General features: G+C 69.0%; 15 protein-coding genes. 10 read left to right on the top strand and 5 right to left on the bottom strand.

Annotated elements, in window-relative coordinates; all coding sequences use genetic code 11:
- The coding region (locus A5757_RS02220; RefSeq protein WP_082929268.1) for a septum formation family protein at positions 1 to 1,309 on the bottom strand (1,309 nt) is incomplete at its 3' end.
- A gap of 105 nt (positions 1,310 to 1,414) precedes the next feature.
- Here A5757_RS02220 and serS point away from each other — a divergent pair.
- From serS to A5757_RS02200, 4 genes are read left to right on the top strand one after another with little or no spacing between them, the layout of a single operon-like run.
- Positions 1,415 to 2,671, top strand: a complete 1,257-nt coding sequence (gene serS / locus A5757_RS02215) for a serine--tRNA ligase (protein ID WP_066828324.1) — start codon at positions 1,415 to 1,417, stop codon at positions 2,669 to 2,671.
- Positions 2,668 to 3,474 carry a DUF5718 family protein gene (locus A5757_RS02210; protein WP_066828323.1) on the top strand — a complete coding sequence of 269 codons (807 nt, stop codon included), beginning with the start codon at positions 2,668 to 2,670 and terminating at the stop codon, positions 3,472 to 3,474. Before serS ends, A5757_RS02210 begins: the two co-directional genes overlap by 4 nt.
- Positions 3,475 to 3,518: 44 nt before the next feature.
- Entirely contained in the window at positions 3,519 to 4,667 is a 1,149-nt protein-coding gene (locus tag A5757_RS02205) for a zinc-dependent alcohol dehydrogenase (RefSeq protein WP_066828322.1), read from the top strand.
- 25 nt (positions 4,668 to 4,692) lie between these two features.
- A complete protein-coding gene (locus tag A5757_RS02200) occupies positions 4,693 to 5,295 on the top strand; it encodes a hypothetical protein (RefSeq protein WP_066828321.1) in 603 nt (200 codons plus the stop codon).
- On the opposite strand, the gene A5757_RS02195 is transcribed toward A5757_RS02200, so the two are convergent.
- The gene (locus tag A5757_RS02195) at positions 5,261 to 5,593 is read right to left on the bottom strand and encodes a hypothetical protein (protein WP_066828320.1); all 333 of its coding nucleotides are present in this window, start codon (positions 5,591 to 5,593) and stop codon (positions 5,261 to 5,263) included. The genes A5757_RS02200 and A5757_RS02195 overlap by 35 nt on opposite strands.
- Entirely contained in the window at positions 5,590 to 7,152 is a 1,563-nt protein-coding gene (locus A5757_RS02190) for a Rieske 2Fe-2S domain-containing protein (RefSeq protein ID WP_066828319.1), read from the bottom strand. The genes A5757_RS02195 and A5757_RS02190 overlap by 4 nt, the downstream gene beginning before the upstream one ends.
- 115 nt (positions 7,153 to 7,267) lie before the next feature.
- On the opposite strand from A5757_RS02190, the gene A5757_RS02185 reads away from it, so the two are divergent.
- From A5757_RS02185 to A5757_RS02175, 3 genes are read left to right on the top strand one after another with little or no spacing between them, the layout of a single operon-like run.
- Complete coding sequence (locus A5757_RS02185) at positions 7,268 to 8,053, top strand: 1-acyl-sn-glycerol-3-phosphate acyltransferase (RefSeq protein ID WP_066828318.1); 786 nt, start codon at positions 7,268 to 7,270, stop codon at positions 8,051 to 8,053.
- 5 nt (positions 8,054 to 8,058) lie between these two features.
- Complete coding sequence (locus tag A5757_RS02180; protein WP_066828317.1) at positions 8,059 to 8,811, top strand: 1-acyl-sn-glycerol-3-phosphate acyltransferase; 753 nt, start codon at positions 8,059 to 8,061, stop codon at positions 8,809 to 8,811.
- Complete coding sequence (locus A5757_RS02175) at positions 8,808 to 9,623, top strand: Cof-type HAD-IIB family hydrolase (RefSeq protein ID WP_066828316.1); 816 nt, start codon at positions 8,808 to 8,810, stop codon at positions 9,621 to 9,623. The genes A5757_RS02180 and A5757_RS02175 overlap by 4 nt, the downstream gene beginning before the upstream one ends.
- Here A5757_RS02175 and A5757_RS02170 read toward each other — a convergent pair whose 3' ends face one another.
- Together A5757_RS02170 and A5757_RS02165 are read right to left on the bottom strand one after the other, a co-directional pair.
- Positions 9,624 to 11,246 (bottom strand): N-acetylmuramoyl-L-alanine amidase, encoded by a 1,623-nt coding sequence (locus tag A5757_RS02170; RefSeq protein ID WP_066828315.1) that lies wholly within the window; start codon positions 11,244 to 11,246, stop codon positions 9,624 to 9,626. It abuts the gene before it with no gap.
- Between the two features lie 129 nt (positions 11,247 to 11,375).
- Complete coding sequence (locus tag A5757_RS02165; RefSeq protein ID WP_066828314.1) at positions 11,376 to 12,302, bottom strand: hypothetical protein; 927 nt, start codon at positions 12,300 to 12,302, stop codon at positions 11,376 to 11,378.
- Positions 12,303 to 12,488: 186 nt separating this feature from the next.
- On the opposite strand from A5757_RS02165, the gene glf reads away from it, so the two are divergent.
- The 3 genes from glf to A5757_RS02150 are packed head-to-tail and all read left to right on the top strand — an operon-like array spanning position 12,489 to position 16,196.
- Entirely contained in the window at positions 12,489 to 13,709 is a 1,221-nt protein-coding gene (glf, locus tag A5757_RS02160) for a UDP-galactopyranose mutase (RefSeq protein ID WP_369815904.1), read from the top strand.
- A 15-nt stretch (positions 13,710 to 13,724) separates the two neighbouring features.
- Positions 13,725 to 15,647: a glycosyltransferase gene (locus A5757_RS02155; RefSeq protein ID WP_066828312.1), complete on the top strand. Its 1,923-nt coding sequence runs from the start codon at positions 13,725 to 13,727 to the stop codon at positions 15,645 to 15,647.
- Between the two features lie 3 nt (positions 15,648 to 15,650).
- Positions 15,651 to 16,196 (top strand): phosphatase PAP2 family protein, encoded by a 546-nt coding sequence (locus tag A5757_RS02150; protein ID WP_066828311.1) that lies wholly within the window; start codon positions 15,651 to 15,653, stop codon positions 16,194 to 16,196.

The following is a 16,196-nucleotide window of genomic DNA, read 5'->3' as shown; positions in this document are numbered from 1 at the left end:
AGATGTGTATAAGAGAGTTGAGGAACGTGTTGCCCTGACCGGGCGGTGCCCCCTCGGGCGGCGCGGGGGGTGCGGGCGATTCGGCGGTCTCCGACGCTGCGGGCACCGGCACGTGCGGTACGCCGGTCTCCTGGGTCTGCTGCGAGCTGGTGCTGCTACTGCTGCTCGAGTTGTCGGTGTACTGCGAGGACGTGTCGGAGACGTCGCTGTCGGGCATCGGGATGGGCGGCAGGTTGAGCCGCTCCTCCGGGATGTCCGGCGGCGGGACCGGGGGCTGACCGTTGATCTGCAGCGGGCCCTTCGCGCTGTTGAGCAGCGTGGACCAGCCGCCGTTGCCGAGCGTCGCGCCGATGCTGCACGAGACCTGGCGGCTGCCCGCCGACCAGCTCGGCAGTGAGACCGTGCTGTAGATCAGCGTCAGCGTGGTGTTGCGCAGTTCGATCGGTGCGAGGTACTCCTCGGTCAGCCGGGTGCAGGTGTCCTTGATGAAGGTGTCCTGCTCGGCCTCGGGCGGCAGTCCGCCGGGGAACCGCTCACCCACGTTGACCGAACCGGTGACCTCCATGGCGTGTGGGGCCGCGCAGTCGACGGGGATGTCGGTCGGCTGATTGGTGGTGGGGTCGATGCCGAGGCAGGTGCCCGTCGGCCACACCTTCGACTGATCGATGTCGGCGATCTTGCCCTGGAACGGGATCTGCTGGTTGTTGGGGCCGGGCAACTGCATGCCGCAGAGGATGCGGCGCTCGCCGGCCTGCCGCCACGCTTTGTCGCCGGACCACAGCATGCTGATGGTGAACCGGCTGTTGGGGTCGAAGCGCGGCCCGAGATAGCGCCGGACGGCGGCCTGGCACTGCTCCTGGCTGATCTGCTGGATGCGGGCCGGTGACGGCGGGGCGGCGTCCGGACCGTATTCGCTGCCCGGGAAGGTCCGCATGTCCACCGACTCGGCGACCTCGAAGCGGTGCTCGTTCGCGCAGTCGACGATTTCGGCGGAGTCCGGATTGCGGTCCGGCCAGTTGAGGCAGTCGCCGCTCTTGGCGTGGTTGAAGGTGGCGTTGCCGCGCGGGCCGAGCGTGATGGCGCTGGCCGTCAGCCCCGTGCCGTCCGCGCCCTGGCCGACGGGCAGCGCGGTGATGACCCCGGCGATCAACAGTCCGCCGAGTGCGGTCAGCAGCAGGGCCCGTCGGGTCGATGCCGCCTGCAGGCTCCTCCACCACGAACCCTGCCACCGAGAACTCAGGCTCCCCGGGCCCTCGGGCCCGTGGGGAACCTGATCGTCGTGTTCGGGTGCCACCTGCATCGGGTCCATTGTGACAGGCGTGTCGGGCTGTGTGACAAGTGATGCGTTTGTAAAGTTATGGGGTTGTGCCAGGCGCTCTGCCCAACGCAGCCGCACGAAAGTAAGGTTGCGGCCGTGATCGACCTCAAGCTGCTGCGCGACGATCCCGACGCGGTGCGTGCCTCGCAACGAGCCCGCGGCGAGGATCCCGCGCTCGTCGACGCACTCCTGCACGCCGACTCCGCGCGGAGGGCCGCGATCTCGGCCGCCGACAACCTGCGCGCCGACCAGAAGGCGGCCAGCAAACGGGTCGGCAAGGCGTCCCCCGAGGAGCGGCCCGCACTGCTGGAGGCCGCCAAGGCGCTCGCCGAGCAGGTCAAGGCCGCCGAGACCGCCCAGGCCGACGCGGACCGCGCGTTCACCGCGGCGCATCTGGCCATCTCCAACGTCATCGTCGACGGCGTCCCGGCCGGTGGTGAAGACGACTTCGCCGTGCTGGACGTGGTCGGCGAACCGCCGGTGCTCGACGATCCCAAGGACCACCTCGAGCTCGGGGAGTCACTCGGGCTCATCGATATGGAGCGCGGCGCCAAGGTGTCCGGGTCGCGCTTCTATTTCCTGACCGGCGTCGGCGCGCTGCTGCAGCTGGGCCTCATGCAGCTGGCGGTCCGGCTGGCCACCCAGAACGGGTTCACGCTGATGATCCCGCCGGTGCTGGTGCGTCCCGAGGTGATGGCGGGCACCGGCTTCCTCGGCGCCCACGCCGACGAGATCTACCACCTCGAGGCCGACGACATGTACCTCGTCGGCACCTCGGAGGTCCCGCTGGCCGGTTACCACTCCGGCGAGATCCTCGATCTGACCGACGGGCCGCGCCGCTACGCCGGCTGGTCGTCGTGTTTCCGGCGCGAGGCAGGCAGCTACGGCAAGGACACCCGCGGCATCATCCGGGTGCACCAGTTCGACAAGGTCGAGGGCTTCGTCTACTGCATGCCCGACGAGGCCGAGGCCGAGCATCAGCGGCTGCTCGGCTGGCAACGCGAAATGCTGGCGCTGATCGACGTGCCCTACCGCGTGATCGACGTCGCCGCAGGCGATCTCGGCATGTCCGCCGCACGCAAGTTCGACTGCGAGGCCTGGGTGCCCACCCAGCAGACCTACCGCGAACTGACTTCGACGTCGAACTGTTCGACGTTCCAGGCCCGCCGCCTGGCCACCCGCTACCGCGACGCCAACGGCAAACCGCAGATCGCGGCGACCCTCAACGGCACACTGGCCACCACCCGGTGGCTGGTCGCAATCCTGGAGAACCATCAGCAGCCGGACGGAAGCGTCCGCCTACCCGAAGCCCTGGTGCCGTTCGTCGGCGCCGAGGTATTGGAGCCGAAATGAACATCGACCTCGACGACATGCGCACGTGGTTCGGTTTCGGGGTGGCGGGCAACTTCGCCGGCCACCTCGAACAGGCCGGGGAGGCAAGCGATTTCGTCAGCGTCGTCGCCGAGCACAACGCCCCCAAGGGAATCTTCCCGTGGTACGTGCCGGGGCACGACGGTTTCCTCGGTGAGTTCCCGCTGTCCAGCGACGCCATCGTGCTCCCCGAGAGTGCCGAGCCGCTGAACCTGCAGATCGAACCCGAGGTCGCGCTGGCCTGCCGGGTGGACTGGGACGGCGATACCGTCGTGCGGCTGCGGCCGTTCGCGCTCGGCGCATTCAACGACTGCTCGATCCGCCGGCCCGGCGCCCCCAAGATCAGCCACAAGAAGAACTGGGGCCCCGCGTCGAAAGGCGTGGCGCCGTGGTTCTTCGACATCGACGACCTCACCCCGGACGGACCCACCGCCACGCTGCGGCTGGCGTGTTTCCTGCGCGGCGCCGACGGCACCGAACAGGCCTACGGTCTGGACAGCCCGCTGCTGGGTTACTCCTACTACGGTGAGATCCTGCTGGACTGGGTGGTCGAACGGCTGGCCAACCAGAAGGGCGCCGAGGGCACGCCGCTCGAGGACGTGGGCGCCCTGATGGCCGGCGCCGGCCACCCCGCGAACGTGCTGATCGGGATCGGCGCGACCCGGTACACCGAACTCGGCGAATCGACCTATCTGCAGCCCGGCGACGAGGCGATCGTGCGGGTCTACGACACCGAGTCGGCCCAGAGCTCGGAGCTGCGGCAGACGGTGTCCGCCCGCGGATAGCCGCCGCGGGGTTTGCGCCCTGTGCCGCCGGGTAGCACTTCGGCGTGAAGGCGATGGTGTACCGCGGTCCGTACAAGGTGCGGCTGGAAGAGAAGGCCCCTCCGAAGATCGAGCATCCCAACGATGCGATCGTGCGGGTGGAGCTGGCCGCGATCTGCGGCTCGGATCTGCACCTGTACCACGGCATGATGCCCGACACCCGGGTCGGCATGACGTTCGGACACGAATTCATCGGCGTGGTGCACGAGGTCGGTCCGTCGGTGCGCAACCTCACACCCGGCGACCGGGTGATGGTGCCGTTCAACGTCTACTGCGGGTCGTGCTACTTCTGCGCCCGCGGGCTGTATTCGAACTGCCACAACGTCAACCCCAACGCGACGGCGGTCGGCGGGATCTACGGCTACTCGCACACCTGCGGTGGATACGACGGCGGCCAGGCCGAATTCGTGCGGGTGCCGTTCGCCGACGTCGGGCCTGCGCTGATCCCGGACTGGCTGTCCGACGAGGACGCGTTGATGTGTACCGATGCGCTGGCGACCGGATACTTCGGCGCGCAACTCGGCGACATCGTCGAGGGTGACGTGGTCGCGGTGTTCGGCGCCGGACCGGTCGGGCTGTTCGCCGCCCAGTCGGCGTGGCTGATGGGCGCCGGCCGGGTGATCGTGATCGACCATCTCGAGTACCGGTTGGAGAAGGCCCGCACGATGGCCCACGCCGAGACCCGCAACTTCGCCGAATACGACGACATCGTGGTGGAGATGAAGAAGGCCACCGGATATCTGGGCGCGGACGTGGTGATCGACGCCGTGGGCGCGGAGGCCGACGGCAACCTGATCCAGCACGTGACCGCCGCCAAACTCAAGATGCAGGGCGGTTCGCCGATCGCGCTCAACTGGGCGATCGACTCGGTGCGCAAGGGTGGGACGGTCTCGGTGATGGGTGCCTACGGACCGATCTTCAGCGCGGTCAAATTCGGTGATGCGATGAACAAGGGCCTGACGCTGCGGATGAACCAGTGCCCGGCGAAAAGGCAATGGCCGCGGTTGTTCTCACACATCCAGAACGGCTACCTCAAGCCCAGCGAGATCATCACGCACCGTATCCCGCTCGAGCACATCGCCGAGGGGTACCACCTCTTCTCCGCCAAACTCGACGAGTGCATCAAACCGGTCGTCGTACCGTCTGCCGCCTGACCGCCAGCCGCCTGAGAGGGAAGCCATGACCTACACCGCCGCCCATCCGCCGGTCCCGTCGTCGGACGAATTGCGGGCCCGAATCCCGGGCTGGGGCGCCGATCTCGACCCCGCCGACCGGCCCGCAGTGCCCAAGATGCGATTCGAGGAGACCGGCGCGCACTGGGATTTCCCCGACCGTCAGCCCGAGTCGTGGCCGCGGGAACGGTCGATCGAGCACCAGTTCCTCACCCCGGTCTTCGGCACTTCGACGCCGCCGCGGTTGCTGTCCGGCGTGATCCGCAAGTACGCCTATGCCAAGCACAGCGAGACCAAGGCCGCGCACTGGCTGCTGCTGATCCTCGCCGACCGCGTCGACGCCTTCGAGCACCATCTGCAGTCGTTCGCGACGCTGCGGCCCGACAACCCGATCACCGAGACCGGCCTCAAGGCCGAGATCACCTACAACGGTGTTGCGGCCCGCACCAATACCACCCGTGTTGACCGCAACCATGCGTGGATCGACCCGGTGCTGGTCGGTGCGCCGTGGGTGGTCTCGACCGTCGTCGTCGGCCGGGGGGTCGCGCGCGGGGTGGGAAAAGTGGTGCGCCGCATCAACTCTCGAGCAGCTCGTCGAGCTGCGCGGTGAAATCGGCCGGATCGGCGGGGGTGAACGCCGGCCGCCACCGGTGGCCGTCGACGTCCAACGTGACCAGCGTCGACTTGAGCGGCCTTCGCATGTCCAGCGGCAACCACCGCCGCAGATCCGAGCTGCCCCACAGCCGGTAGCGGTGCATCAGGTTCAACGGTTCGGCGGTGTACCCGCGCACGTTCGACAGCGGGATGACTTTCGCGGTCCCGGACGGGAAGTGGTAGCGGCGCAACGTGATCGCTCGCTTGTCCAGCTGGACCTGCCCGTCGTCGTAGTACTGCCGCGGCGCGTTCACGGCTGCTCCGTGCGCAGTTCGTGGCCCTTGGTCGTCAAGCATCGTCCCGTTTCCAGATTCCATTGCCAGCCGTGCAGGTTGCAGGTCAAGGTGGCGCCCTCGACCACCCCGAACTTCGACAGGTCGGCCTTCAGGTGGGGGCAGCGGCGCTGGAACCGGTAGCCGCCCATGTCGATCGAGGCCGAATCGTCGTGCGCCTCGGCGAACCAGCCGTCGGCGTAGGCGACCCGTTCGTCGGTGAGGCATTTGAAGAATGTGTACAGATACTCGTTGTAACCGCCGACCCGCCAGGCTCGGAACCGGGTGGACAGGAAGATCGTGTTCACCCAGTCCGGTTCGCCGTCGCGGAGCACGGTGCGCACCAGTTCACTGCCGATCTCGAACCCGTACCGGAACTTCTCGTCTGCAATCGGTTCGCGCACAATGCGTTTCGGGAAGTCGATGACGACGGTCTCCTGATGGCCGCGGCCGGACAGCCGCAGTTCGACGGGATAGCCGATGCCGTCGCAGATCTGGTCGCTCTGCACCATGATCGGCTCGAACAGCGCGCGCAGCGGTTCGAGCAGCGGTTCACCCTCGGCGGGCGCCCACGACGCCTTCTCCGCGGCCAGGACCGGGGCCATCCGCTGCGCATACGCGGCGATGTAGTCGGCCTTGCCGGTGGTGAAGATCGCCTCCACCTCGTCGTCGGGCAGCGGGTGGCGCAGCGAATCCAGTTGGGAGCCCGTGAAATCCGCCGTCGATCCGGGAATCATCAGCAGGCCGCCGTCGTGGCCGTGCCGCTTCATCTGGTCCAGGAACACCACCTGGTCGGGGAAGATGTTCGCCGGATCGCCGTGGTCGTCGTTGAGGTCGCGCAGCGCGTCGTCGAGGAAGCACGGCGGCCCGGCCGACGGGATCACCCAGGTGGCGCCGACCTGCGCGATGTACTGCCTGCAGCGGTCCATTTGCCGCTGGCGCTTCTGGGTGCCGAAGGCCTCCTTGGCGCGGGCCGGCATGTCGTAGACCATCGGGTACCAGATCGCGCCGGAGTACTGCAGCATGTGGACGTCGATCTGACCGAAGTCCGCGGCCAGCACGTCGAGGTCGACCGGCCGGGCGTCGTTCATGTTGAACGCGGTGGTGACACCGTCGTCGACCACCAGTCCCGAGTCCCCGATCGGACCGTCGGCCGGTGCCCGCAGCGCGATGATCATCACGTCGAGATCGCCCTTGGGGCCGCTGACCGTGTGCTTGACCGAGTCGCTGGTCTCGAAGAACCGGTGAAAGCCCAGCTTCTCCAGCTCGCGGCGCAGATCCGGCACCGGGAAGTCCGGCAGCAGCACCACGGCGTCCTTGTTGACGTGGGCGCTCAGGTTGGCCGGGTCGAAGTGGTCCTTGTGCAGATGCGACACGTAGAGGTAGTCCACGTCGCCGAGCGCGTCCCAGTCGAGTGCGCTGTTGTCGGGGAAGGGGAACCACGACGCGAAATACGCCGGGTTGACCCACGGATCGCACAGAATGCTCCCCGCCTTGGTGTCGATCCGGAAGCCGGCGTGCCCGACGCTGGTGACCTGCACTTCTACTCTTCCCGTCCGTCCTGGGGGCATCCCCGGCGCCGTCGCTGTCGCCCGCCCAGTCTAGGCGTCCGGCAGCGCTGACCCCTGCTGGTGTGGCGCGCACTACGCTGGCGGTGTGGAACCGGTGTACGGAACAGTCATCCAGCTCGCCCGGCTGGCCTGGCGGATGCAGGGGCTGACCTTCACGGTGACCGGGGTGGAGAACCTGCCGAAGACCGGCGGCGCCGTGGTCGCGATCAACCACACGAGTTATTTCGACTTCACCTTCGCCGGGCTGCCCGCCTATCAGCAGGGGCTGGGGCGCAAGGTCCGCTTCATGGCGAAGAAAGAGGTCTTCGACCACAAGATCACCGGACCGATCATGCGCAGCCTGCGCCACATCGAGGTGGATCGCGACAGCGGCGCCGCATCGTTCGAGCACGCCTGCCAGGCGCTCGCGGCCGGTGAGCTGGTCGGCGTGTATCCCGAGGCCACGATCAGCCGCAGCTTCGAGATCAAGGAGTTCAAATCCGGCGCGGCGCGGATGGCGATCGCCGCCGGCGTGCCGATCGTCCCGCACATCGTGTGGGGTGCCCAGCGGATCTGGACCAAGGGCCACCCGAAGAAGCTGCTGCGGCCCAAGGTGCCGATCTCGATCGCCGTCGGCGAACCGATCGCGCCGACGCTGCCCGCTGCCGAGCTCAGCGCGCTGCTGCACCACCGCATGCAGCATCTGCTCGAACGGGTGCAGGACGCCTACGGTCCATACCCGCCCGGCGAGTTCTGGGTGCCGCACCGGCTCGGCGGCGGGGCGCCGACGCTGGCCGAGGCGAACCGGATGGATCTCGAGGAGGCCGCCCAGAAGGCCGCCGCACGCGAGGCCCGCCGTCAGGACCCGGGCCCGGCGGGGGCCTCGGGGTAGCGCCTATGGAGCCGGTCTTTCGTGCACTGGAGATCACCGCGGAGGCGATCACCAGGGTCACCGGAACCCGCATCGACTACCACGGCCTCGAACACATCCCCGCCCGCGGCGGGGCCGTGGTGGCCATCAACCACACCAGCTACGTCGACTGGCTGCCCGCCGCGCTGGCGATCAAGCGCCGCCGGCGGCGGCTGCGGTTCATGATCAAGGCCGAGATGGAGCAGGTGAAGGCGGTCGGCTTCCTGATCAGACACACCGGCACCATTCCCGTCGACCGGCGGGCCGGGGCAGGCGCCTACGCGGTGGCCGTACAGTCGCTGCGCGCCGGCGAGCTCGTCGGGGTGTATCCCGAGGCCACCATCAGCCGCAGCTTCGAACTCAAGGAGTTCAAGACCGGCGCGGTGCGGATGGCGCAGGAGGCGCAGGTGCCGATCGTCCCGCTCATCGTGTGGGGCACCCAGCGGATCTGGACCAAGGACCATCCCCGGGCGCTGGGCCGCCGCAAGATCCCGGTCGCCGTGCAGGTCGGTGCGCCGATCCCGCCGGCCGGCAGCCCCGACGACCTCGGCACCGCGCTGCGTGCCGCGATGACCGATCTGCTGGACCGGGCGCAGGCGGGGTATCCGCGCCCGGCCGGCGAGTACTGGGTGCCGCACCGCCTCGGCGGCAGCGCCCCGACACCGGCCGAGGCCCGGCGCCTCGAAGAAGCCGAGCTGGCCGAACGGGCCCGCAGGCGTACAGGAGAAAGCCCAGGATGACACTTCCCGCGATGATCGCCACCGACGTGGACGGCACGCTGCTCGACGACGCCGAACGGGTGTCCCCGCGCACCCGGGCCGCGGTGCACGCCGCGGTCGACGCCGGTGCGCAGTTCGTGCTGGCCACGGGTCGTCCGCCGCGGTGGATCGGCCCGGTGGTCGACGAGTTGGGGTTGGCGCCGATGGCGGTGTGCGCCAATGGCGCGGTGATCTACGACCCCTCGACCGACCGCATCGTGTCGGCGCGCACGCTGTCCATCGAGGCGCTGCAGGAGCTCGCCGACATCGCCACCCGCGTCATCCCCGGTGCGGGGCTGGCCGTCGAACGGGTCGGCCGGTCCGCGCACGACGCCGCGACACCGCAGTTCGTGAGCTCCCCCGGGTACGAACACGCATGGCTGAACCCGGACAACACCGAGGTGTCGATCGAGGATCTGCTCAGCGCGCCCGCGGTGAAACTGCTGATCCGCAAGGCGGGCGCCCGCAGCGCGGATATGGCCGCCGAGCTGATCGGGCACGTCGGCGCCGCCGGCGACCTCACCTACTCCACCAACAACGGCCTCATCGAGGTGGTGCCGCGGGGGATCAGCAAGGCCACCGGCGTCGACGAACTGGCCCGGCCCCTCGGGCTGATCGCCGCGGACGTCGTCACCTTCGGTGACATGCCCAACGACATCCCGATGCTGCGCTGGGCCGGGCACGGGGTGGCGATGGGCAACGCCCATCCGGAGGCGCAGGCCGCCGCCGACGAGGTGACGGCCCGCAACAGCGAGGACGGCCTCGCGCGGGTGCTCGAGCGCTGGTGGATGTAGCTAGCTGAGCGGGCTGATCGGGGCGCTGAAGCGTTCCAGCTGCACCGGCGGGGCGTGTGAGGACGCCGGCGGCAACTCGAGCGGCACACCGTCGATCACCCGGGTGACGTTGCCGGTCTCCCGGTCGAAGTTCAGCGTGCCGTGCTGGAAGTTCTGCTTGATCCACAGCGGTGTGTGGATCTCGCCGCTGGTCGGCAGGCCGAGCGCGCCGCGTTCGAAACCGAGGGAACCCCAGGCGTCGTAGATCACGCCGGTCACCGGGGCCGCACCGCTCTCGGGCGACCAGTAGATCGCGCCACGGTCGAAGCGCACATAGCGGGCGTTGCCGGCCCCGGGCGCCTCCGGGGTGGTGGGGGCGCCGAGCATGCTCGCCATCCCGCCCATCTTCGCCCACCGCTCGTGGATGGCGCCGCCGCGCAGCGATTCGGCGAGATCCTCCGGACCGGGCGGCTTGTTGAACCGGGCCGCGATCGCGCGCAGTTCGCCCATCGCGGCGTAGGCGGCGTTACCGGGGCATTCGGTGTTCCCCACGTCGCGGTGGGTGAAGATCGACGGCAGCGTCGGCGTCGAGCCCGCGGGGAAGTGGGTGAACGAACCGCCCGCCGAGGTCAGCACCGCCGTGCCCAGCGGATCGACGTGGTCGAGGCCCAGGCGCCAGCCCAGCAACCTGCCGGTGTTGCGCAGCTGGATCGGCGTGGGCGGCACCACCTCGAAGTTGCCCATCATCGCCACACCCCAGGTGTCGGTGTTGAACCCGCCGGTGTGCGAACCCGCGACCGGGCGGTCCATCCCGCCCGCGCGACCCTCGAAGACCTGGCCGTATTTGTCGACCAGAGCGTTGTAGCCGAGGTCGCACCAGCCCAGCGTGCGCGTGTGGTACTCGTAGATCGACCGGATCATGCCCGCCGAATCCTCGGGGGTGTAGTCGTTGCTGCCGGCCGTGTGATGCACGATGCCCGCGCGGACCGCCCGGTCGTAGTTCGGTGCGCCGCAACGCATCGACTCGTCGGCGCCCCACTGTGCGCGGGTGATGATCCGCGGCGGTACCCCGGGCGTCATGGCGGCGTTGGGCACGGGCAGCCCGTCGACCGGCGCTTGCGGCGGACTGATCAGCACGGCGTTGAGGTTCTGCGCGATCGGCTGTTCGACGTTGGCCGGGATGTAGCCGAGCGGGCGCTCATCGGCCGGTGTCCCAGCGGCAGGCGCGGCGCCGGTCGGCGCCGCGTCGGCGGGACGGGTGACCGCGATCTGCACGGTGTTGGTGCGACCGACGAACACCGGATCGGTGCCGCGCACCGCGGCAGTGTCCTCGCCGACGCCCTCGAGCGGTTCGGCGTCGTACCACGGCCCCCAGGACCCGTCGGCCTTCTTGGCCCGCACCCGCGCCGAGGTGCCGGTGAGATCGGCTGCGGTCAGGGCCACCATGGCGAACGGGGTGTCCTGATGGATCTCACGGATCGTCTCGCCGCCGCCGAGGCCCTCGAGGGGCTGTTCGGTCAGGATCAGGGGATCGACCGCCGGGGCCGCGGTGTCACCCGAATCGCCGTCGATCGCGAGCGGGAGCATGACGATCGTCGCCGCAAGAGCGGTGAAGAGAATCGGCACGGGGCGACGGGACAGCACGGGCTGATGTTACTAATGTGTCTTGTGTTACTGATGTTTCGACACGACCCAATTGGGTAGCGAATATCGGTTGCATGCAACGGCACCGCAGAGCACCGGGGCGTCTGCGGTGCCGTTCGGCAACAGGTCCTACAGGCCGGGCGGCGGCGGCACCGGCACCGGCACCGGGGGCGGTACCGCGCCCGGGGTGGCGGATTTGATCGCCCCGGTGATCGCCGGCATCAGCACGCCCTTGAGCAGGTCGATCGCCTGACCGGCGCCGAGCTGGTTCGCCGCGCTGGACAGATCGCTGAGCAGACCGCCGCTGGGCGCCGCCGTGGCCGGGGAGAGCGCCGCGAGCGACGGGTCCCCGAGGATCGGATAGGTGCCCAACGCGGGATCGGCCGTCAGCGGCGCCGAGATCGGGATCTCCCCGGGTGCGGTCAGCGCCGAGTTCGAGATGGGCGCCAGCGCCGGGTCCAGACCCGGCGCGGTCAGACCGGGCGCGGTCAGCCCGGACGGGTCGGTCAGCCCGGGGGTGGTCAGACCCGGTGCGGTGAGACCGGGTGCGGTGAGCCCCGGATCGGTGAGCCCGGGTGCGGTGAGGCCGGGATCGGTCAGACCCGGTGCGGTCAGACCGGGGGCGGTGAGGCCCGGGGCGGTCGCGGTGGCGGGCGGCACCGACAGGCCCGGTGCGGTGAGACCGGGTGTGGTCAACCCGGGCGCGGTGAGCCCGGGCGCGGTCAGCCCCGGTGGGGTCAGACCGGGCGGCGTCAGACCGGGAGCGGTCAGGCCGGCCCCGAGGCCGGGCGTCGTCACCACCGGCGAGGCGCTGGCCCCGCCGAGGATGCCGGTCGGCAGGTTGATCCCGAACTGCGACAGACCCTGGGACAGGGCGCCGAGCAGTTCGGTCGGCAGATCGGTCACCAGGGCGGCCTGCACGAATTCCCTCTGCTGAGGTTCGTCGCTCGGGCCGGACATATGGGTCACGGCGATTCCGGCGATCGGACTTGCCACGGCCACGGCGGCGAACGCGCTCATGGCTGACGAAGCCTTGCTGCGACGTCGGTTCGGCACGGAAGTCTCCTCAATATCTAACTACTGCAGGTACGGCCCGGCACGTGTTGGCGCCGACGTGATCGATGCTACGGCTGTGACTGGTGTGCCTAGAGTGACGATGCGTAATCGTGAGCTAATCGCGACCTTGTGTGCGAACCGGCTCGGGGGTTGCATGTCGGGGACTTTCGGGCCGGTCGGATACCCTTGCTGCCGATGACCGCTCCAGCTTCCGCCGGTCCATTCGACCTGATCGTCGTTGGTTCCGGCTTCTTCGGCCTGACGATCGCCGAGCGCGTGGCGACCCAACTCGACAAACGCGTCCTGGTCGTCGAACGGCGTGACCACATCGGTGGCAACGCTTACTCGGAACCCGAACCGCAGACCGGGATCGAGGTCCACCGGTACGGCGCCCACCTCTTCCACACCTCCAATCAGCGGGTGTGGGACTACGTGCGGCAGTTCACCGATTTCACCGGATACCAGCACCGGGTCTTCGCGCTCTACGACGGCCAGGCCTATCAGTTCCCCATGGGTCTCGGTCTGGTCTGCCAGTTCTTCGGCCGTTACTTCACCCCCGACGAGGCGCGCGCGCTGATCGCCGAACAGGCCGCCGAGTTCGACACCGCCGAGGCCACCAACCTCGAGGAGAAGGCGATCTCGCTGATCGGCCGCCCGCTCTACGAGGCGTTCGTCAAGGGGTACACCGCCAAGCAGTGGCAGACCGATCCCAAGGAACTTCCCGCGGGCAACATCACCCGGCTGCCGGTCCGCTACACGTTCGACAACCGCTATTTCAACGACACCTACGAGGGTCTGCCCGTCGAGGGCTATACGAAGTGGCTGGAGAACATGGCCGCCGACGACCGCATCGAGGTGCGGTTGGGCACCGACTGGTTCGACGTCCGCGACGAGCTGCGCGCGGCCTCACCCAACGCGCCGGTCGTGTACACCGGTCCGCTGGACCGCTACTTCGACTACGCCGAGGGCCGGCTCGGCTGGCGCACGCTGGACTTCGAACTCGAGGTATTGAGCGACTGCGGTGATTTTCAAGGCACACCCGTCATGAACTACAACGACGCCGACGTGCCCTACACCCGGATCCACGAGTTCCGGCACTTCCACCCCGAACGCGCCTACCCGACGGACAGGACCGTCATCATGCGCGAGTTCTCCCGGTTCGCCGACGCCGACGACGAGCCCTACTATCCGATCAACACCGAGTCCGACCGCGCGCTGCTCACGGCCTACCGCGACCGGGCCCGGGCCGAGACGGCCTCGGCCAAGGTGCTGTTCGGGGGCCGGCTGGGCACCTATCAGTACCTCGACATGCACATGGCGATCGCCAGCGCGCTGAACATGTACGACAACACCCTGGCGCCGCATCTGCGGGACGGCGGCCCGCTGCACCAAGCCCGAGAAGAGTGAGAAGGCAACCCCCACATGAGTGAGACCCCCACCGGCGCGCCCGCCGGCGACTCACGCGCCGTCAGCCTGCTGTCGCGCGTGATCCTGCCGCGGCCCGGCGAGCCCCTCGACGTCCGCAAGCTCTATATAGAGGAATCGGAAACAAACGCCCGCCGCGCGCACGCCCGAACCCGCACCACGCTGGAGATCGGCGCGGAGTCCGAGGTGTCGTTCGCGAGCTACTTCAACGCATTCCCCGCCAGCTACTGGCGCCGGTGGTCGATGCTGACGTCGGTGGTGCTGCGAACCGAGCTGACCGGCAGCGGCCGGGTCGACCTGTACCGCACCAAGGCCACCGGCGCCCGGATCTTCGTCGAGGGCAAGGCGTTCGCGAGCGACGCCGACCGCCCCACCGTCGTCGAGGTGGAGATCGGGCTGCAGCCGTTCGAGGACGGCGGCTGGGTCTGGTTCGACATCACCACCGACAGCGCTGTCACCCTGCACAGCGCCGGCTGGTACGCCCCGGTGCCCGCGCCCGGGGTGGCCAACGTCGCGATCGGCATCCCGACCTTCAACCGTCCCGACGACTGCGTGAGCTCACTGCGGGCGCTGACCAGCGATCCGCTGGTCGACGAGGTGATCAGCGCGGTGATCGTGCCGGACCAGGGCAACCGCAAGGTGCGCGATCATCCGGAGTTCGCGGAGGCGGTCGCGCCGCTGGGCGACCGGCTGTCCATCCACGATCAGCCCAACCTCGGTGGATCGGGCGGTTACAGCCGGGTCATGTACGAGGCGCTGAAGAACACGGACTGTGAACAGATCCTGTTCATGGACGACGACATCCGCGTCGAGCCGGACTCGATCCTGCGCGCGCTGGCCCTGAACCGTTTCGCCAAGACGCCGATGCTCGTCGGCGGTCAGATGCTCAACCTGCAGGAGCCCTCCCACCTGCACATCATGGGTGAGGTCGTCGACCGGGCGAACTTCATGTGGACCTCGGCGCCGTACACCGAGTACGACCACGACTTCGCCCGGTACCCGTTGAACGACAACAGCGACCGCAGCCAGCTGCTGCACCGACGCATCGACGTCGACTACAACGGCTGGTGGATGTGCATGATCCCGCGACAGGTCGCCGAGGAACTGGGGCAGCCGCTGCCGCTGTTCATCAAGTGGGACGACGCCGAATACGGGCTGCGCGCCGCCGAAGCCGGCTACCCGACCGCCACCATGCCCGGGACCGCGATCTGGCACATGGCGTGGAGCGACAAGGACGACGCGATCGACTGGCAGGCGTACTTCCACCTACGCAACCGGCTGGTCGTGGCGGCCCTGCACTGGGACGGCGACATCCGCGGCCTGGTCCGCAGCCATTTCAAGGCCACCCTCAAACACCTTGCCTGCCTTGAGTATTCGACCGTCGAAATTCAGAACAAGGCGATGGACGACTTCCTCGCCGGCCCGGAGCACATCTTCTCGATCCTCGAGAGCGCGCTGCCCGAGGTGCACCGCATCCGCAAGCAGTACCCCGACGCCGTGGTGATGCCCGCCGCCAGTGAGCTGCCGCCGCCGTCGCAGAAACTGCAGAAGATCGACCCGCCGGTCGCCAAACCGGTGATCGCCTACCACCTGATGCGCGGCATCGCGCACAACGTCACGAAGGCCGATCCGCAGCACCACGAACGCCCGCAGCTCAACGTGCCGACGCAGAACTCCCGATGGTTCCTGCTGTCCAAGTACGACGGCGTCACGGTGACCACCGCCGACGGTCGCGGCGTGGTCTACCGCAAACGGGACCGCGCGAAGATGCTGTCGCTGCTGCGACAGTCGCTGCTCCGGCAGCGCCGGTTGGCCCGCCGCTTCGACGACCTGCGCCACGTCTACCGCGAAGCGTTACCGGTACTGGCCAGCAAGCAGAAGTGGGAGACGGTGCTGCTCTCCCCGCAAGAAGTGCGATGACCGATGGTTGACGAACCGCGCGGCGAGGATGCCGCGCTCGTAGCGGTGCAGGCGGCCTTGACCGGCCGCGCCGGAGTCCTCACCGGTGCCCGCGCCCTCTCACACTTCGGGGAGCACAGCGCGGGCTGGCTGGCCGTCGCCGGACTCGGTGCCGTGCTGGACCCCGAGCGCCGCCGCGAGTGGGTGACCGCCGGCATGGGGGCCTTCGCCGCCCACGCCGCCGCCGTGGTGATCAAACGCGTGGTGCGCCGCGAGCGGCCGCACCATCCCGACATCGCGGTCAACGTCGGCACCCCCAGCCGGTTGTCCTTCCCGTCGGCGCACGCCACCTCCACCACGGCCGCGGCCCTGCTGATCGGGCGGGTCACCGGGCTGCCGCTGCCCGCGGTGCTGGTGCCGCCGATGGTGCTGTCCCGGCTCGTGCTCGGCGTGCACTATCCCAGCGACGTGCTGGCCGGGGTGGTCGTCGGCGCGGCGGTCGCCCAGGCGACATCCGCGGTGTCCGACGTGGTGGCTGCCGGAACCACCGACCGGCGTGGGAGACACTGA

This window comes from Mycobacterium sp. 852013-51886_SCH5428379 (assembly GCF_001665575.1).
In the GTDB taxonomy this organism is placed as follows: domain Bacteria; phylum Actinomycetota; class Actinomycetes; order Mycobacteriales; family Mycobacteriaceae; genus Mycobacterium.
The sequence above is the reverse complement of the archived record's forward strand: the minus strand, read 5'-3'. Positions and strand labels throughout refer to the sequence as shown.